This window comes from Pueribacillus theae (assembly GCF_003097615.1).
Classification (GTDB): Bacteria; Bacillota; Bacilli; order Bacillales; family UBA6769; genus Pueribacillus; species Pueribacillus theae.
Genome location: NZ_QCZG01000008.1, coordinates 61,455 through 79,694, shown reverse-complemented (window position 1 = coordinate 79,694; position 18,240 = coordinate 61,455). Strand labels below are relative to the sequence as shown.

The window sequence follows — 18,240 nt, the reverse complement described above, 5'->3', positions numbered from 1 at the left end:
CTTTTTAAACTGCAGGTTTGCTCGTTGGCAAACGTTTGGATTTCCAGCCTCCAAGAAAAACACGATAGCGTTTTTCTTCTCGCATCGGTATAATAGGACGGGGGAAAGGGGGAGACAAGGTGCCTCAACAGAGCGATCTTGAGAGAAGAAAATTGGAACAAGCAAATGAAAATAGAACAGTAAGGCGCATTGTCACTGTCATTTTACTTATTTTCATCATATTATTTGCCGGATTTTCTGTTGGAAGCTTTTTTTATGTCAGTAGTGCATTAAAACCGATTGATGAAAAAGACAAGAAAAAAATAGACGTGACAATTCCTATCGGTTCATCCGTTTCTGAAATTGCAAAGCTGCTTGAGAAACAAGGCGCGATAAAAAATGCGCTTATTTTTCGTTATTATGTAAAATATAAAAATGAATCAGGATTTCAAGCTGGGGACTATGAATTAAATACAGCGATGGACGTAAAAGATATCATCTCGGAATTAAAAGAAGGCAAAGTAAAAAAAGAAGTGGCTCTGAAATTGACAGTCCCGGAGGGATTAGGTGTTACCGGAATTTCAAAACTTATTGCGAAAAACACCTCTTACAGTGAAGAAGAAATTATGAATAAAATGCAAGATAAAGATTTTATTGAAATGTTAGCCTCGACCTATAGCATCCTTGATGAAAAAGCAATTTCAAAGGACGGAATTAAATATTCATTGGAAGGCTACTTGTTCCCGGCCACTTATGAATTTGAGGACAAAAATCCAAAATTGGAAACAATCATCTCCTCGATGGTTGAGAAAATGCAGGAAATCGTCGAAAAATACGAAGGAGAAATTAGGGAGAGCGGCTTTTCGATTCATGAAACGTTAACACTTGCTTCACTGATCGAAAAGGAAACACAAAAATCTGAAGATCGTTTTAAAGTTTCAGGTGTTTTTCATAATCGAATGGAAAAAGATATGCGGCTTGATTCTGATCCGACCGTTAAATACGCCTTGGATAAAAACGAAATCCAAGTCACATATAAAGATACGGACGTGTCTTCACCATATAACACGTATCGTATGAAAGGACTTCCGATTGGACCGATTGCAAGCCCGCGAGAAGAATCGATAAAAGCAGCAATCGAACCGAAGCAGGTTGACGAATATTACTTTTTTGCAAGGCCGAACGGTGAAGTGATTTATACGAAAACGTTAAGTGAGCATGAAAAAGTCGTAGCAAAATACCGACACGAATGGAATGAGCTTATAAAGGCAAAAAAAGCCGAAAAAAAGAAATAAATAAGGATGTTCAAAAAGTCCGGAGGCTTACAGGAGGTAAGTCAGTTCGACGTTATCACAGGACGTGATTCATTTAGTCGAACTTCCTTAATAGGCTGCGAATCTCTACGTCAGCTTGCTCTTCCGCTCCTCACTTAATTGAAGGAGTTATGCACCTGCGTCTACAAGCATTGCTCCGAAACATGCTTCCTCGGTGCAACTCGCGGGCGGATCATAGACGTACCGCTCGTCGCTGCGGTGCTCAGAGCTACGCTTCCTTGACGGAGCCAGGATGGCGACATTTCAACGTTGGCCACAAGGACGTGGCCTGCCTTTAGTTGAAATACCCTCCCGTTTTCCTCCTTTTTGAACACGCACTAACTGAAGTTAAAAAAGGGAGTTTGTAATGTCAAATGAACTTGAAAAATACCTCTCAACATTGCATCGATGTTCTGATCCAACGATAAAAAAAATAAAATCATATGCTAAAGAACATCGTATTCCTATTCTGCAAGATACAAGCATGGAAATTTTACTTAGCTTATTAAGAATAAAAAGACCGGAAGCAATTCTTGAAATCGGCACAGCAATCGGCTACTCGGCGATTCGAATGGCAAAAACATTGCCGAATAGCACCATTGTATCTGTTGATATTGATGAAGAGCGTTTATCGGTTGCAAAAGACAACCTGTTGGAAGCCTCCGTGGCTGACCGGGTTGTCCTTATTCATGGGGAAGCAGTAGAACAAGCGGAACAGCTCCGGGTTCATGCTCCATACGATTTCATTTTTATTGATGCGGCAAAAGGCCAATATCAAAGATATTTTGAAACGTTCCAGGCAATGCTGGCAAGCGATGGGATAATCCTATCGGATAATGTGTTGTACCGGGGAATGGTGGCAGGAGAAGAGCCATTACTCAAACGATATGAGACAGCTGTTAAGAAACTGCGCCTATACAACGAATTCCTTGCAAACCATTCGGATTTCGACACAACCTTTTATCCCGTCGGTGACGGGCTCGCGGTGAGCATTAAAAAAATTGATTGATTTGTTAGGCTATACAGTTTTCGTAACAAGTGGTAGAATAGTTGGAAAAATGGTTTTTGGATAATTTTCTGAAAAATATAGCATAAAATGAAGCTATTAAGATGAGAAAGTAAGGAGTGTCCATCATGGCAGAAGAAAAAGAATATTACATGACCCAAGAGGGGAAAGAAAAGCTAGAACAAGAGCTTGAATATTTAAAAACGGAAAAAAGAAAAGAAGTGGTGGAACGGATAAAAGTAGCCCGCAGCTTTGGTGACCTATCCGAAAACTCGGAATATGATGCAGCGAAAGATGAACAGGCATTTGTCGAATCAAGAATTGCTCAAATCGAAAAGATGATTCGAAATGCTGTCATTATAGAAGATTCAAATGACGATCCCAACGTTGTAGCCATCGGAAAGAAAGTTAAATTTATTGAACTTCCCGATGGGGATGAAGAGACATATATGATTGTCGGAAGCGCGGAATCTGATCCGCTGGAAGGGAAAATTTCAAATGACTCCCCGATGGCAAAAGGCCTTCTAGGCAAAAGGATAGGTGAAGAAGTTGTCGTTCAAACACCTGGTGGAGAATTAAACGTAAAAATTATTGAAGTAAGCTAAGAGGAACAGGCTCATTCCTTTCAAAACAGGATTGAGCCATTTTTATTGTCCTTTTTGAAAAGAGAATTTAATGTTAAAATAGATGGACATAAGTAGGGGAGGGAGTTCGATTGCAATCTCGTTATGGGGAAAGAAATAAAAAGCGACGCCAAAATTTATTTTTAAATGGTTCAATTGCGGTTGTTTTTATACTTATATTAGTTGTAGGCGCCAATTTGCTTTTAGGGCCGACACCGGACAAAGCTAACTCAGACGCAGCAACATCCAATCACAAGAATGATCATACGAACAGTAATGAAAATGATTCAATAGAAGTTGCCGTTGAAGAAAACGACGAAGAGGGTTCCAAAGCAGATGATGAAAGTCTCGAACAAGATGAAAACAAAGATGAAGAAGAAAAAAGTGAAGACGGTTATCAATTTAAAGGCGGAGGCCCTGAAGGACCTTGGGAACCAATCGGCACGAAACAAACAGGAGAACATGTCTCGGTGTATGAAAAAGGAACACTAGACTGGGAAGAGAAGGAAAAGGCTATTGCTTACGGTGCCGGTTTGCTTGAACAATTAAATGAGGACAACCTGATCTTTTGGAGGATTGGAAACGGGGGCAGCCCGCAAAAGTCGATCGGAAGAGTTTCTACGAAAACGGAAAGAGATAAAGTTTATGTTGTAGCAATTGAATGGATAGACGGCAAAGGCTGGCAGCCAACGAGTGTTGAAATCGAAGGGCAAAATTAATTTTAAATAAAAAGGATGAACAAAGTGAGAATTGGTCTAATCGGTGCAATGGACGAGGAAGTCAAACTATTAAAGGAAAGCATGGTAAATCTGACAACAAAAGAAATTGCGTCATACGAATTCACTTCTGGAAAGATAGAGGACCTGGAAGTCGTTTTATTGCAATCAGGCATCGGAAAGGTGAATGCAGCCATTGGCACAACATTGTTAAACCATGTGTATAAACCTTCGTATGTTATTAATACGGGCAGCGCCGGGGGGTTCCACCCGAATTTAAATGTGGGGGATGTCGTCATATCCCAAGCTGTAACATACCATGACGTTGACGTTACAGCATTTGGCTATGAATATGGTCAAGTGCCACAAATGCCTGCATTTTTTGAACCGGATGAAAAGCTTGTCGCGATTGCCGAGGCGTGCGCAAAGCAAATAGAAAACATTCAAGTCGTAAAAGGCGTGATTGCCTCAGGCGATTCATTTATGAATGATGTTGAACGTATTCGGGAGATAAAGGAAAAACTCTCAGGTTTACATGCGGTTGAAATGGAAGCAGGGGCAATTGCACAAGTTTGCTTTCGTTTTCAAGTGCCATTTGTTATTATACGTTCGCTTTCAGACATTGCTGGTAAAGATGCTCCAATTTCTTTTGACCAATATTTGCAAGTTGCGGCAGAAAATTCAGCACAGCATATATTACTTATGATTGAGGAGTTGAAAAAACATGGTTAAAAAAATGAACGTAGAAAGTTTTAATTTGGATCATACGAAAGTTGCAGCCCCTTATATTAGGCTTGCAGGTGTTGTGAACGGAGACCACGGTGACAACATTTATAAATATGATTTGCGTTTCAAGCAGCCAAATCGGGAACATATGGATATGCCAGCGCTGCATTCAATTGAACATTTAATGGCGGAAAATATTCGAAACCATATCCAAAACGTAATCGATATCAGTCCAATGGGATGCCAAACGGGTTTTTATCTATCCATCTTAAACAACAATTCATTGGAAGACGTTAGCGAAGCGTTGGAAAAAACGTTGCATGACGTATTGGAAGCGGAGGAAGTCCCCGCATGCAATGAAGTCCAATGCGGGTGGGCAGCCAGCCACAGCCTGGAAGGTGCGAAAGAAATTGCAAAGGAAATGTTGGCTGGGAAAGATGAGTGGCACATCGTGTTTGCTGAAGAAAAACGTTAACGCGTGAAGTGGAGAGATAGGAATTTGGAATTGATATAAGAACGCAGACGAAGCACGCCGCGGACGCGCCAGCAACGTCTGCATGACCCTTAACATGTTAAAAAGGAGTCCGGATTCCGGACTCCTTTTTTTTATAGGCATCATTTTTTGTTTACGTTAGCAGCTTGTGGTCCGCGGTTACCATCAACAATGTCAAAAGTAACTTCTTGACCCTCTTCAAGTGTTTTGAAACCGTCAGATTGGATTGCTGAATAGTGAACGAAAACGTCGTCTCCACCGTCAACTTCGATAAATCCAAAACCTTTTTCTGCGTTGAACCATTTTACCTTACCGTTTTGCATTATATAATTGCCTCCTAAAAAAATTGCACACATGGTGCGTTTTACCAAATCATTGTCTTCTTTATAAATAGGTTGCTCTAAAGGTTCGGATTTATCCTCCTTTTGAACACTCCTAAATAAAGATAAAAACGCAACTTCATAAATAAGGATTGTTAACCTCGCTACCCCTTATTTTTTGAAGCTGCGTGAATTTTAATCCTTAAATTGTATAAAGAAGCAAACTGATTTGAATTAACTATACACCACCCATATAAGAAAGTCAACCAAGGAGGCAATATATATTTTTTATTAAGCACTGATTGTATGATAAAGTGGGACTATCAACATTCGAAATATAGAAAGGTTAAAGGATTCGTGTAAAACTTCATAAATTCTGCAAAAATAATTGGTATACTGTAAAGAGAGATTTAATCAGTGGGGTTCTTACTGCCAGTAATGCGGGATAACTGTGGAAAATTGCAACGGGGTGAGAGAATTGAAGGAAATCATATGTGAATGCGGGCATAAAAATCCTCCGGGGACGATGCTTTGCGAATCTTGCGGAAAACCGCTGGGAAGTGAAGAACATTCAAACGAAATTCTAAATATGAGATACGAAGGATCCGCAAGAAGATCCCAAACCTATCAAAGGACGCTGATTGATAAGGTTTGGAACTTTTTTTCATCCGTTAAAGTCGGCGTATGGATTATCGTTATTCTTGTTATCGCTTCAGCAATCGGAACTTTATTTCCGCAGGAAATGTATATACCGCCTGGTGTATCTGCGTCGACATATTACGAAGAACAATACGGTTTTTTAGGAAAACTCTATTATACACTTGGATTCCATAACTTATATAGCCAATGGTGGTACATTCTTCTATTGTCAGCTCTCGGTACATCAATTATCATTGCAAGCTTGGATCGTTTCGTTCCATTGTACCGCTCTCTTAAAAACCAGCGTGTCACTCGACATGACAGCTTTATGAAGAGGCAGCGCATATTTGGAGTGACAAAAACGAATGATCCTGATCCCATTATTTCATTAGCGAAAGATGAACTTAAGAAAAAACGTTATAAAGTGAGAGAAGAAAATGGAAATTTACTGGCGGAAAAAAACCGTTTTTCACGCTGGGGAGCCTATGTTAATCATACAGGGTTAATCATTTTTCTAATCGGTGCGATGCTGCGGTTTTTCCCCGGCATGTATGTGGATGAAATGTTCCAGCTTCGCGACGGCGAAACGAAAGCGATTCCGGGAACAAATGGAGAATATTATTTGAAGAATAACCAATTTATTTTTGAAGTTTATGATGAAAAAGATGAAAAATTTAAGAATGCCATTCAAAGTACAGAACAAGGGATGGTTGCAAAAAATTTCCAAACAAATGCTACATTATTTAAACGTGAAGACGATGCGATTCCAGGTTCAGAGCCTAAGTTAATGAAAGTGAAAGACTACCCGATTCGTGTGAATGAACCTTTGAAAGTGGAGGGCTATGCGATTTACCAAACGAGCTATAAGCTGAACGAATTACAATCGATGAGCTTTTCCCTTGAAAAAAAGAACCCCGAAGACAAAATTGGAAACTTCAATGTCGATCTTCTAAAGCCGAAAGAAAAGTACGATTTAGGAAATGGCTACACTGTTGAATTGATGGATTATTTTCCAGACTTCGAGTTTAATGAGAAAGGTGAACCGACGACAAAATCAAAAGCACCCAATAATCCTGCTTTTATCTTTAAAATGATCACACCTGAAAAGCCGGAAGGTGAAGTTAGTTTTGTGGCCATCCGGCAAAATTTGGAACCGCTTGGAGAAAATATGTACAAGCTTAGTTTCAGTGGGGTTGAAACGACAAATACGACAGCACTTACTGTGAGAAAAGACAATACGCTATGGATTTTAGCGATTGGCGGTGCAATCTTCATGATTGGCGTTGTCCAAGGGATGTACTGGCACCATCGCAGAATTTGGATTGGGCGAAAAGAGAACGAAGTTTGGATGGCCGGCCATACGAACAAAGGCTGGTTTGGCTTGAAAAATGAAATGGAATGGATTGCCGAAAAAATTGGCCTCGAAAAACCAATTGATCAAGTAGAAGAAAAAAATAAGGCTGAAGAATAAGGAGGAAGCTTTATGGAGCAGGTAAGCAGCAATTTATTGTTAATTGCTTTTATTCTTTACCTCGTCGCCACATTTGTTTTTGCAGGGGCGGTTTCGAGAAAAAAGTTTAGCACAGATAAACAAATGGCAAGAAATAAAAAATGGGGGAAAGCCGGCCTCATCATTTCAATTGTCGGTTTTTTATGCCATCTCGGCTATTTTATAATACGTTGGATCGTTAGTGGACATATTCCAAATAGCAATTTATTTGAATACGCCACATATTTCAGCATGGCGATTGTTCTCGCTTTTTTAGTCATTTATTTTATTTACAAAGTGAATGTGATTGGTGTTATCGCATTGCCAGTTGCAGCATTGCTTATTGCCTATGCGAGTGTATTCCCGCGTGATATCCAGCCGCTTATTCCAGCTTTGCAATCGAACTGGCTTGTCGTTCATGTTTCGACTGTCGCACTTGCACAAGGGGTACTGGCAATCAGTTTTGTAGCAGGTCTCGTTTATTTGCTTCGGAGCACCGATCAAACGAAACCAACAAAACAAACCTTTTGGCTTGAAGTGGTCATGTATTCCGTACTTAGTGTCATCGCATTCGTTGTTTTAACATTTTCTTTTCGAATGGCAGGTTATGAAACAACATTCACTTGGGTAGAAAAATCAGGTGAAGAAGCAAAAGTTGTTTATGAGTTGCCTGCACTTGTTGGGCCGCATGAAGGCGAAATTGTGAAAGGTAATACGTTTGGCCCATTGTTCAATGTTTCAGCGATTATCGATGCCGGCCAACTAAATACAGTGATCTGGTCATTGCTTGGAGGACTTGTGCTCTATATCTTGTTAAGACTCATTTTTAGAAGACGGGTTGCAGCTTTGATCCAACCGCTGTTTAAAAATGTCAACCTTGATTTAGTTGATGAAATTAGTTTCCGCGCGGTCGCGATTGGGTTTCCGTTATTTGCGCTTGGCGGGCTCATTTTCGCGATGATTTGGGCGCAAATTGCTTGGACGCGATTCTGGGGATGGGATCCGAAAGAAGTCTGGGCTTTAATTACATTTTTATTTTATGCGGCCTATTTACATTTGCGCCTTTCACGGGGATGGCACGGGACAAAATCCTCTTGGTTGGCTGTTATCGGATTTGTAATTATCGTATTTAACTTTGTGGCTGTAAATTTAGTGCTCGTAGGGTTGCATTCATACGCATAAAGAGGTGAACTGTGTGAAGCCTTACAAGCTGTTAATCGTTGATGACGAATGGAACATGCGAAATTTAATTAAAATTTATTTAAAAAAAGAAAACGTGCAATTAACAGAGGCCCGTAACGGAAAAGAAGCATTGTCTTTTATCGAAAAAAACGGATTTGATCTCATCCTTCTCGATATTATGATGCCGGACATGAGTGGATGGGAAGTTTGTAAAGAGGTTCGGAAAGCAAGGGATATCCCAATTTTAATGTTAACAGCTAGAACTGATGTGAAAGATATTGTGCGTGGATTGAATGGCGGGGCGGATGATTATTTAACAAAACCATTCGCCCCTGAAGAGTTGATTGCAAGGGTGAACGCATTATTAAGGCGAACGAAAAAAATGGACAAAGCGAATGCGAATCGTTCGTTGTCTTTTAAAGATCTAACGATTGATTTTGAATCAAGAACCGTACTCGTAAACGGCGAGCCGGCCGGGCTTACGCCAAAAGAATTTGAGTTGCTATATTTACTTGCAACTCACCCAAAACGCGTCTATACACGGGATATGCTCATTGAACGTATATGGGGCCCTGAACATTTTCGTGACGATCGAACCGTCGATACGCATGTGAAAAATATTCGGGAAAAAATCCGCAACAAGAACCTTTCATACGACCCAATCCAAACGGTATGGGGGGTCGGATATCAATTTGAAAGGATTGAAACTGAAGAATGAACTTAAATCGTATTGTTCTTAAATGGGGGGGGAGTATACTCCTCCTCTTTCTTATTGTATTGATTCCGACAGGGTTTATTCTCCATACGATTTACTCGGGGTTGTACTATAACGACAAAGAAGAAGAAATTAACGACCTTTCTTCGCGCTATGCAAATGCAATGAAATCTGTCCAGGATCGAGACATTTTGCAAATGTTTGTTACACTTTCCGGCTTTACCAATAATGAAGTTTATATTGTTGATAAAGATGGAATGATTGTAGCTGATTCCGGCATAGCTGGTATCGTAGCAGGGGAAAAAATTAAAGCAAATGAATTGGCCACTCTAAAAAAAGGAGAGGCTGTTGACAAAGAATATCATTTTTTGCCTTCAACAGAACGTTTTCTTGTGTCAGGGAAGCCAATTTTTAATGAGGACTCGTTTGAAGGCGGCATGTTTGTCATGTCTTCGTTAGATGCAATTGACCAATCGCTGACACAAGTAAAGCTTCTTGTTATTCTGTCGGGGATTGTGGCTTTCATGATCGCATCAGGCTTTATATTTGTACTTTCGAGAAAATTATCAGCACCTTTATTGGAAATGGAAAAAGCAACCCGAAAAATTTCAAGAGGCCATTTACAAACAAGAGTAAATATATCTTCCGACGATGAGATTGGACATCTCGCCGCTGCGATTAATGATTTGGCAGTCGAACTGGAAAGGTATCGCAGCAACCGCCAAGAGTTTTTTGCCACTATATCCCACGAACTTCGAACACCTATTACGTATTTGGAGGGGTATGCGAATGTGCTTAAAAATGAATTGTACGAAACAGAAGAGGAAAAAAAGAAGTATCTTTCCATTATTTCAGATGAAACGAAACGGTTGGTCCGTTTAATTAACGATTTATTTGAACTTGCAAAGGCGGAAGAAGAGCAGCTTACGCTAGAAAAAGAACTGGTTGATGTAAGAAAAATTATTGATGGCGTCATTGTTAAAGTTAGCTTAAAGGCCGAGGAAAAAGGGTTGAACATTGAGAAGAACTTAACGAAACATACACAACTTGTCCAAGGCGACCAGCAAAGGATGGAGCAAATTTTTATCAATTTGCTTGAAAATGCCATTCAATATACGGAATCCGGTAAAATTAAAGTCGATTTACATGAAATTTCAAGCAATCAAGTAAAGGTCACCATCTCGGATACTGGGATGGGCATCCCTGACGAAGAAATTCCATTCATATTTGAAAGATTTCACCGTGTGGAAAAGTCCCGTTCAAGAGATTTTGGCGGAACAGGATTAGGCCTTTCCATCGTTAAAAAGCTTGTAGAGATGCAGAATGGAACAATACATGTGAAAAGTACATTAGGAAAAGGTACAACATTTGAAGTTATTTTTCCAACAGCAGACAAGACATCGCTCTCTTAAATTCAAAAGAAATCGGTCTTTTTCGCCGATTCCTGCAATTCCGGCCTCTGACCTCTGACTTCCTAAGAAAGAACGCGATGGCGTTTTTCTTAATTGTACAGACACAGCCAAGCCTAATTTTTCATAGGAATGTAATGTATGTGAATTTCTATGGGGGGGTGGGCGCTTTGTCAATATTGGCTGCATTGGCTTATTTTTTTAAGCAAGTAATGTTTTTCGTTTCATTTGTGAAAAACAATGCTTTTCCGCAGCCGTTATCAAGAGAAGAAGAGAAGAAAATGCTTGTTCTTTTGGAACAAGGTGACCAAGAGGCAAGAAATCGCCTAATCGAACATAACTTACGCCTTGTTGCCCATATTGTTAAAAAGTTCGAAAATACAGGAGAGGATAATGAGGATCTCATTTCAATCGGGACCATCGGTTTAATCAAAGCAATTGAGAGCTACTCTACTGGAAAGGGGACAAAATTAGCAACATATGCGGCAAGATGTATAGAAAATGAGATTTTAATGTATTTGCGTTCGCTCAAGAAGACAAAAAAAGATGTTTCTTTACAAGATCCGATTGGCCAAGATCGGGAAGGCAATGAAATTTCATTAATGGATGTTTTGAAAGCCGAAAATGTTGACATTATTGAGAAGATCCAACTAAATATGGAAAAGAAGCAGATTTATAAACATATCCATATTTTAGACGAAAGAGAAAAGGAAGTGATTATCGGAAGGTTCGGCCTAGAGCAAAATGAAGAACTGACACAGCGGGAGATTGCAAAAAACTTAGGCATTTCAAGAAGTTACGTTTCACGGATTGAAAAAAGGGCACTGATGAAACTTTTTCATGAGTTTTATAAACATCAAAAATATACAAAATAGAAAAGCAAGAGCTGGCTAATGATAGTTGCCGGCTCTTGCTTTTCTATTATAAGAGGTTGTTCAAAAAGTCCAGAGGCACTTTTTGTGCTCCTTTTTGAACACGCACTATAAGACTGATTCTTTAAGAAGAAGTAGAGAATCATTTTTTTTTAAAAGATTCCGTCTTTCAAGCTCTTCTTTAATAAGGGCAATAAAATCATGATTTAATTGTAATTCGATTGACTTGAAATACGACTCAACAAGAAGCTCGTCCGATAGAAGCACTAATGAATTGAACATTTTATTTCCTCCCCGGAAGTTCAAGTCTTTTCTAAAAAAGATAGCAATTTATAAATTTGCTCACTCGCCAATTTAAACCAATCCAACCTCTAAACTCCAAGAAAGACGTGTGAGCGTTTTTCTTATCAATAGATTATCATGAAATTGAAATAAGAACAATCGTTCTGTTATCCACATTAGGCTGTATATAACCTGTGAGTAAATGTGTATAACAAGTAAAAACGCAATTGGAATGGTATATAATAATGTGAGTAAGTTATCCACAGAAAAAAATGAGGGAATTTGTCGAACGATTTTATTCATAAACTCGAAAGTTATGAAGCTTAAATTTCCTGGGGAATACTGGTATAATGGTTTTCTGTAGGAACTGCAAAGGTGTGAATCATTTGTTGAAATTTTTTTTGCCTGATGAATATGTGAAAAGCATATATGAGATTGATGTAGATAAACTAATAAAGCGCGGAATCAAAGGGATTGTCACGGATCTTGACAACACGCTTATTGAATGGGACCGGGCTGATGCAACTCCTGAGCTAAGCGAATGGCTAAAAAGGCTTGAAGACAAGGGATTGCTCGTAACGATTATTTCAAATAATAATCAGAAACGTGTCGAACATTTCGCACAGCCGTTAAAGCTTCCCTTTATTTTTAATGCAAGGAAGCCAATGACAAGAGCGTTTAAGCGGGCAATCAAGGAAATGGGGATAAAAAGGGAACAGACCGTTGTGATCGGCGATCAAATCTTCACAGACGTATTTGGCGGAAACAGGTTGGGGCTGCATACCATTATGGTCGTTCCCGTTGCGAGCACAGACGGTTTTTGGACAAGGTTTAATCGGAAAATGGAGCAAATCATTCTTTCAAAAATGCGAAAAAAAGGGATGATTTATTGGGAGGAAAAAAATGAATGAACACATAAGCTGTATGGGATGCGGCGTAAAGATTCAAACCACAGACAAAAGTAAAATTGGATATGCCCCTCCCCAAGCTTTAAACCGAGAAACGGTTATTTGCCAACGCTGTTATCGCCTGACACATTACAATGAAATTCAAGACGTTTCACTCACTGATGACGATTTTTTGAAAATCTTACATGATATTGGCAAACAAAAGGCGCTCATCGTGAAAATTGTCGACATTTTTGATTTTAACGGGAGTTGGATTTCAGGTATACAACGCTTTGTTGGTTCGAATGATGTATTGCTTGTTGGGAATAAAGTTGATCTGCTGCCTAAGTCCGTCAAGCACCATAAACTCATTCATTGGATGAGGATGGCTTCAAATGAACTTGGTTTAAAACCGCTCGATGTTCACCTTATTAGTGCTGAAAAGGGCATCGGTATTGAAGAATTGGCAAAAGCAATCGAACATTATAGACAAGGCCAAGATGTCTACGTCGTTGGATGTACAAATGTCGGAAAATCGACCTTCATCAATCGGATCATACAATCGTTTGGAGAGGAAAGCGGACATTTCATCACGACTTCACGATTTCCAGGAACGACGCTCGACTTAATTGACATCCCGCTTGAAGATGGCAGATCGCTTTATGATACGCCAGGGATTATCAATCATCACCAAATGGCCCATTTCGTTAATCAATCTGAATTAAAAATCATTACACCGAACAAAGAAATAAAACCTAAAGTGTATCAATTAAATGAAAGGCAAACATTGTTTTTCGGAGGACTTGCACGGCTAGATTTTTTAAGAGGAGAAAGCCGCCCATTTGTATGCTATTTCTCAAATAATCTTTATATTCATCGAACAAAGCTTGAAAAAGCTGACGAACTTTATGAAAAACAAAAAGGAAAATTGCTTATTCCGCCGAAAAACGAAAAGAAGGAAGATTTCCCTTCATTAAGAAAAAATTTATTTCATATGAAAGGTGAAAAGACTGATGTTGTTTTTTCTGGCTTAGGTTGGGTAACATTTGAAGGAAATCTAGCCGAGATTGCAGCCTATGTCCCGGAAGGAGTCGCCGTTTCACTTAGAAAGTCGCTAATATAAAAGGTTGTTCAAAAAATCCGGAAAAGGGGTGAACAAATGGGGATTTTCGGTGTTATTGGCCATCCGATTTCCCATTCGATGTCTCCTATCATGCACAACTGCGAATTTAAACAGCTTGGTTTCCCTCATCATTATACAGCGTTTGATGTCCATCCAAATGACTTAAAAAAAGCGATTGACGGGATGCGTGCACTTCACATACTAGGATTAAACGTCACGATCCCCCATAAAGTTGCTGTGATGGAGTGGTTGGATGAGATCGATGAAGAAGCAAGATTAATTGGAGCCGTCAATACAATTAAAAATGAAAACGGGCGTTTAATAGGCTCGAATACGGATGGGGAAGGATATCTTCGTTCTTTGCAAAAGCTAATTGACCATCCGTTTCACGATAAAAATGTTTTAATCATCGGAGCAGGCGGCGCGTCGAGAGCAATTGTTACCGCTCTCGCACGTTATGGCATCTCAAGAATTGATATTGCGAACAGGACATTACAGAAAGCCGAACAACTTGCAATGCATGCACGGCAATTTGTCAAATCAAACGCCATACCATTGCAAGAAGCGGAAGAAAAACTTTCAACTTACGGAATTATCGTGAATACGACATCAGTTGGCATGTCCCCTAACCTGTCTGACATGCCAATTAACATCCACCATCTAAAAAAGGGAACAATCGTATCTGATTTAATTTATAACCCTCTTTCGACAATGTTTTTAAAAAAAGCGAAAGAAAAAGGGGCAATAACCGCTAATGGGATTGGAATGTTCGTTCATCAAGGTGCATTATCGTTTGAAAAATGGCTAGGGGTTGCGCCAAATATAGAACGGATGACAGAAACGGTGCTAAAAAAGCTAGGAGGTTAAACATGCTGACAGGGAAGCAGAAACGTTTTTTGCGTGCGAAAGCCCACCATCTCGATTCCATCTTTCAAGTTGGAAAGGGAGGAGTAAATGAAAATTTAATAAAGCAAGTAGGCGATGCGCTCGAGGCGAGAGAATTAATAAAAGTTAGTATTTTGCAAAACTGTGATGAAGATAAACAAACTGTTGCTGATAAGCTTCAAGAGGGCGCACAGGCAAACATTGTTCAAGTGATCGGAAAAACAATTGTTTTATATAAAGAGTCAAAAAGAAACAAACAGATCGAGCTTCCATAAGATGCCATTTCAAAAAATAGGCCTGTTAGGCGGAACGTTCGATCCTCCTCATTACGGACATTTGCTTATTGCAAATGAAGTGCTTGAACAATGTGACCTAGATGAAATTTGGTTTGTGCCTGCATCTATACCTCCACATAAACAAAATGAAAAAATATCGGCATCAAAACATCGTTTAGCCATGCTGAAAATGGCAATTAAAAATCATCCGCGATTTCGATTATGTGCGATTGAAATTGAACGTGAAGGACCGTCATATACATATGAAACATTGGAAAGACTTGTGCATCAATACGAAGAAACGCAATTTTTTTTCATTATCGGTGCAGATATGGTGCAAGATTTGCCAAACTGGAAAAACATCGATCATTTATTAAAATTAACTACGTTTATCGGTGTCAATCGAAAAGGGCACCCGATGGAATCGCCATATAAAGAACAGATCCAGTTTGTGGAAGTGCCATTATTTGAGGTTTCATCAACGTTTTTACGCAAACGATTTCGGGAAAAAGACACTACGTGTTATTATTTACCTAAAAATGTGCGACACTATATTGAGGAGAACAAGTTGTATGAATAAAAATGATGCGCTGGAAATTGTGAAAAGGCAGCTGACAGAACGCCGCTATATCCATACAATTGGTGTAACTGACACTGCAATGATGCTTGCAGAGCGGTTTGGAGCCGACATAAAAAAAGCGGAATTGGCAGGAATCTTTCACGACTATGCAAAATTTCGGCCGAACGAGGAAATGGCTGAAATTATTAAAAAAGAAGCCATGCCTCAAGATTTACTTGATTACAGCAGTGAACTATGGCATGCCCCTGTTGGAGCTTACCTTGTAAAAAAAGAAGTCGGCATCAATGATGGAGAAGTGCTGGATGCGATTCGTTTTCATACGACTGGAAGAGCAGGAATGAGTACGTTGGAGAAAGTTGTTTTTTTAGCAGATTATATTGAACCGAACCGCTCGTTTCCGGGAGTTGAATACGTCAGGGAATTATCAAAAGACAATGTAAATCTTGCTGTTTTACAAGCGGTAAGCAACACTGTCCAATTTTTGCTAAAAAAGAATCAGCTCATTTACCCGCAAACGATCGAAACATATAATGATCTACAACGTGAAGTGAATCAAACGTAATATTTCAGGAGGTTATGTAATGGAAGGAAAGGCACTCGCTTATCGAATTGCGAATGTGGCGGATGATAAACGCGCCGAAGATATTGTGATTTTAGAAATGAAGGGGATTTCACTGATTGCTGATTATTTTTTAATTTGCCACGGAAATTCGGAAAAACAAGTGCAGGCGATTGCTGATGAAGTGAAAGAAGCGGCTGCTGAACAGAATATTTTTGTGAAACGGATTGAAGGCTACGCTGAAGCGCGTTGGGTGCTTCTCGATCTCGGTGAAATTGTTGTTCATATTTTTCATAAGGATGAAAGAAGCTACTACAATTTGGAAAAATTGTGGGGAGATGCTCCGCGTCTTAAGCTGGAGGAAAATCATTTATAATGTCGACGTATGCAAAGTTTGCTTCCGTTTATGATAAGCTTATGTCAGATATTCCGTACGAACGCTGGATCGACTATTTGAAAATTGTAACCGAAAAACATCAGCTTAAAGGCAGGCGCGTATTAGATCTCGGCTGCGGGACAGGGACAATTTCCCTTCTTTTAGCAAAAGAAGGATTTGAAATGACAGGTGTAGATTTGTCGGAAGATATGCTGGCAGTAGCAAGGGCAAAAACAGAGGCGTACGCCATTCCATTTTATCTCCAAAATATGACAGAACTTGAACTTCACAAGAAATTTGATTTGATTCTTGCCTTTTGTGATGTACTTAATTATTTGCAAACGAAAGAAGAGATTCTGCAAACCTTAAAAAGGATCTACGAACATCTCCAAGAAGGTGGCTTATTATTATTCGATGTTCACTCCATCTATAAAATGACAGAAGTGTTTGGAAATCGGACATATGCTGTGAATGATGATGAAGTATCTTATATTTGGAACTGCTTCAATGAAGGAGATTTGGGCGTTGAACATGAGTTAAGTTTCTTCATTCAAAATGAACGAGGGCTGTATGAACGTTTTGATGAAGTTCATGTCCAAAAAACATTTCCACCAGAAGAATATCGTACTTTACTTAAAAAAGCCGGATTTACTATTTTGGATTTGTCGGCTGACTTTGGCCTTTCGCTTCCAAATGAAAAAAGCGAACGTATTTTTTTTGCGGTAAAGAAGGATTTTATAGAGTGAATAGAGAAAAAGTGAAAGAGGGGTTCGAACTAGCCCCCTCTATCATAATCTGCTTATGATCTGCTGAAAAATTGTTCAGTAATTTCTTTTCGATCTTCCTCATATTTTTTGTGGGTCTCTTTAAAGAGTAAATCAAACATATCACCAACTTCGTCTTCGAGCACTTGAAGACCCATTCCAGTAATTCCCCCTTTAACATTTACTTTTTCCTGTAAGGTTTCCAAAGAGTAAACGTTTTTTTCAATTAGTTTTCCGAGCCCAATCAGCATTTCACTCGTCAATTCTGTTGCCTGTTCTTTCGTAATCAACGTTTGTCTTACAGCTGCATTGATAAAACATTGAAGTAGATAACTTAAAAAAGCTGGTCCGCAACTGACAATATCAGATGCAACTCTCGTATTTTCCTCTTCAATATAAATCGGCTGCGAAAATCCTTCCAGAAGTTCAACAAGCATTTTCTCATTTTCCTTTGATATACGTTTTCCAACTGTGATTAAGGAACAGCCACTTAACGCTCGATTTGTAATACTAGGGATTACTCTCGCAACTTGACAGGAAACCGCACCTTCTAATTCTTCCGTTGAAATGGGACTTGTTATGGAAATCAAAACTTTTTCTTTATTAAGAGATTCATTTATCTCTTTCAATAGGGGATAAAATTGGATTGGTTTTACACAAATAAAAATGAATTCGCAATTTTTTGCGATATCATTTGCGCTGGAAGCTACATGTAAATTTGGATATTGAGCTTTCAGCCGATTGGCCTTCTCTAACGTCCGATTTGTAATTGTGATGTCAGAAGCCTTTACAGAGTTGGATTCGATCAGTGCTTGGATGAGTATCGTCCCCATATTTCCTGTCCCGATGATGCCTATTTTCACTAAAGCACCTCCTGCACTCGACATTTTACATTTCATTGTATGTTTTAGAATTCTTTGATATGTATTTTTTTGGAAAATTGCGTTGATAAAAGAAGCGGCTTCCTTTTTACGACAGTGAACCTTCCGTAGGCCCTAACTGATTTAAGTCTTACTTAATAAAAGAA

22 protein-coding genes are annotated in these 18,240 nt (G+C 39.2%); 19 read left to right on the top strand and 3 right to left on the bottom strand.

Translation table 11 applies throughout. From position 1 onward, the window contains the following. The first annotated feature begins 119 nt into the window (after positions 1 to 119). The 6 genes from mltG (at position 120) to DCC39_RS05755 (ending at position 4,838) form a co-directional block, all read left to right on the top strand. Positions 120 to 1,274 (top strand): endolytic transglycosylase MltG, encoded by a 1,155-nt coding sequence (gene mltG, locus DCC39_RS05780; protein ID WP_165820786.1) that lies wholly within the window; start codon positions 120 to 122, stop codon positions 1,272 to 1,274. Between the two features lie 385 nt (positions 1,275 to 1,659). Then, positions 1,660 to 2,301 carry an O-methyltransferase gene (locus tag DCC39_RS05775; RefSeq protein ID WP_116553937.1) on the top strand — a complete coding sequence of 214 codons (642 nt, stop codon included), beginning with the start codon at positions 1,660 to 1,662 and terminating at the stop codon, positions 2,299 to 2,301. A gap of 125 nt (positions 2,302 to 2,426) precedes the next feature. Next, positions 2,427 to 2,903, top strand: coding sequence for a transcription elongation factor GreA (greA, locus tag DCC39_RS05770; RefSeq protein ID WP_116553936.1), 477 nt, complete (start codon positions 2,427 to 2,429; stop codon positions 2,901 to 2,903). Between the two features lie 110 nt (positions 2,904 to 3,013). Beyond that, positions 3,014 to 3,640 (top strand): YrrS family protein, encoded by a 627-nt coding sequence (locus DCC39_RS05765; RefSeq protein ID WP_116553935.1) that lies wholly within the window; start codon positions 3,014 to 3,016, stop codon positions 3,638 to 3,640. A gap of 24 nt (positions 3,641 to 3,664) precedes the next feature. After that, the gene (mtnN, locus tag DCC39_RS05760; RefSeq protein WP_116553934.1) at positions 3,665 to 4,369 is read left to right on the top strand and encodes a 5'-methylthioadenosine/S-adenosylhomocysteine nucleosidase; all 705 of its coding nucleotides are present in this window, start codon (positions 3,665 to 3,667) and stop codon (positions 4,367 to 4,369) included. After that, positions 4,362 to 4,838, top strand: coding sequence for an S-ribosylhomocysteine lyase (locus tag DCC39_RS05755; protein ID WP_116553933.1), 477 nt, complete (start codon positions 4,362 to 4,364; stop codon positions 4,836 to 4,838). The genes mtnN and DCC39_RS05755 overlap by 8 nt, the downstream gene beginning before the upstream one ends. Positions 4,839 to 4,978: 140 nt before the next feature. Here DCC39_RS05755 and cspD read toward each other — a convergent pair whose 3' ends face one another. Continuing rightward, positions 4,979 to 5,179 carry a cold-shock protein CspD gene (gene cspD / locus DCC39_RS05750; protein ID WP_116553932.1) on the bottom strand — a complete coding sequence of 67 codons (201 nt, stop codon included), beginning with the start codon at positions 5,177 to 5,179 and terminating at the stop codon, positions 4,979 to 4,981. A 475-nt stretch (positions 5,180 to 5,654) separates the two neighbouring features. Between cspD and resB the strand changes: the two genes are divergently transcribed. The 5 genes from resB to sigK all read left to right on the top strand — a co-directional run bounded on the left by resB (position 5,655) and on the right by sigK (position 11,485). Continuing rightward, complete coding sequence (gene resB / locus DCC39_RS05745) at positions 5,655 to 7,286, top strand: cytochrome c biogenesis protein ResB (RefSeq protein ID WP_116553931.1); 1,632 nt, start codon at positions 5,655 to 5,657, stop codon at positions 7,284 to 7,286. A gap of 12 nt (positions 7,287 to 7,298) precedes the next feature. Beyond that, the gene (gene ccsB / locus DCC39_RS05740; RefSeq protein ID WP_116553930.1) at positions 7,299 to 8,486 is read left to right on the top strand and encodes a c-type cytochrome biogenesis protein CcsB; all 1,188 of its coding nucleotides are present in this window, start codon (positions 7,299 to 7,301) and stop codon (positions 8,484 to 8,486) included. Positions 8,487 to 8,499: 13 nt separating this feature from the next. Continuing rightward, positions 8,500 to 9,204, top strand: a complete 705-nt coding sequence (locus DCC39_RS05735) for a response regulator transcription factor (RefSeq protein WP_116553929.1) — start codon at positions 8,500 to 8,502, stop codon at positions 9,202 to 9,204. Continuing rightward, the gene (locus DCC39_RS05730; RefSeq protein ID WP_116553928.1) at positions 9,201 to 10,613 is read left to right on the top strand and encodes a sensor histidine kinase; all 1,413 of its coding nucleotides are present in this window, start codon (positions 9,201 to 9,203) and stop codon (positions 10,611 to 10,613) included. Before DCC39_RS05735 ends, DCC39_RS05730 begins: the two co-directional genes overlap by 4 nt. Before the next feature lie 134 nt (positions 10,614 to 10,747). Continuing rightward, the gene (gene sigK / locus DCC39_RS05725; RefSeq protein WP_116553968.1) at positions 10,748 to 11,485 is read left to right on the top strand and encodes an RNA polymerase sporulation sigma factor SigK; all 738 of its coding nucleotides are present in this window, start codon (positions 10,748 to 10,750) and stop codon (positions 11,483 to 11,485) included. Between the two features lie 105 nt (positions 11,486 to 11,590). On the opposite strand, the gene sda is transcribed toward sigK, so the two are convergent. After that, entirely contained in the window at positions 11,591 to 11,764 is a 174-nt protein-coding gene (gene sda, locus DCC39_RS05720; protein ID WP_116553927.1) for a sporulation histidine kinase inhibitor Sda, read from the bottom strand. A gap of 386 nt (positions 11,765 to 12,150) precedes the next feature. Here sda and DCC39_RS05715 point away from each other — a divergent pair, with 386 nt between their 5' ends. Genes DCC39_RS05715 through DCC39_RS05680 form a run of 8 tightly spaced genes read left to right on the top strand, consistent with a single transcriptional unit; the run spans position 12,151 to position 17,195 of the window. After that, positions 12,151 to 12,675, top strand: coding sequence for a YqeG family HAD IIIA-type phosphatase (locus DCC39_RS05715; protein ID WP_116553926.1), 525 nt, complete (start codon positions 12,151 to 12,153; stop codon positions 12,673 to 12,675). Then, entirely contained in the window at positions 12,668 to 13,774 is a 1,107-nt protein-coding gene (gene yqeH, locus DCC39_RS05710; protein WP_116553925.1) for a ribosome biogenesis GTPase YqeH, read from the top strand. The genes DCC39_RS05715 and yqeH overlap by 8 nt, the downstream gene beginning before the upstream one ends. A gap of 36 nt (positions 13,775 to 13,810) precedes the next feature. Beyond that, positions 13,811 to 14,641 carry a shikimate dehydrogenase gene (aroE, locus tag DCC39_RS05705; RefSeq protein WP_116553924.1) on the top strand — a complete coding sequence of 277 codons (831 nt, stop codon included), beginning with the start codon at positions 13,811 to 13,813 and terminating at the stop codon, positions 14,639 to 14,641. Positions 14,642 to 14,643: 2 nt separating this feature from the next. After that, on the top strand, positions 14,644 to 14,934 hold the full coding sequence (gene yhbY, locus DCC39_RS05700) for a ribosome assembly RNA-binding protein YhbY (RefSeq protein WP_116553923.1): 291 nt from the start codon (positions 14,644 to 14,646) through the stop codon (positions 14,932 to 14,934). A gap of 1 nt (position 14,935) precedes the next feature. Beyond that, on the top strand, positions 14,936 to 15,514 hold the full coding sequence (locus tag DCC39_RS05695; RefSeq protein ID WP_116553922.1) for a nicotinate-nucleotide adenylyltransferase: 579 nt from the start codon (positions 14,936 to 14,938) through the stop codon (positions 15,512 to 15,514). Continuing rightward, positions 15,507 to 16,076: a bis(5'-nucleosyl)-tetraphosphatase (symmetrical) YqeK gene (gene yqeK / locus DCC39_RS05690; RefSeq protein WP_116553921.1), complete on the top strand. Its 570-nt coding sequence runs from the start codon at positions 15,507 to 15,509 to the stop codon at positions 16,074 to 16,076. Before DCC39_RS05695 ends, yqeK begins: the two co-directional genes overlap by 8 nt. Positions 16,077 to 16,095: 19 nt before the next feature. Next, on the top strand, positions 16,096 to 16,449 hold the full coding sequence (gene rsfS / locus DCC39_RS05685) for a ribosome silencing factor (protein WP_116553920.1): 354 nt from the start codon (positions 16,096 to 16,098) through the stop codon (positions 16,447 to 16,449). Then, positions 16,449 to 17,195, top strand: a complete 747-nt coding sequence (locus DCC39_RS05680) for a class I SAM-dependent DNA methyltransferase (protein WP_116553919.1) — start codon at positions 16,449 to 16,451, stop codon at positions 17,193 to 17,195. Before rsfS ends, DCC39_RS05680 begins: the two co-directional genes overlap by 1 nt. A 53-nt stretch (positions 17,196 to 17,248) precedes the next feature. Here DCC39_RS05680 and comER read toward each other — a convergent pair whose 3' ends face one another. Beyond that, positions 17,249 to 18,076: a late competence protein ComER gene (gene comER / locus DCC39_RS05675; protein WP_116553918.1), complete on the bottom strand. Its 828-nt coding sequence runs from the start codon at positions 18,074 to 18,076 to the stop codon at positions 17,249 to 17,251. Between the last annotated feature and the right edge of the window lie 164 nt (positions 18,077 to 18,240).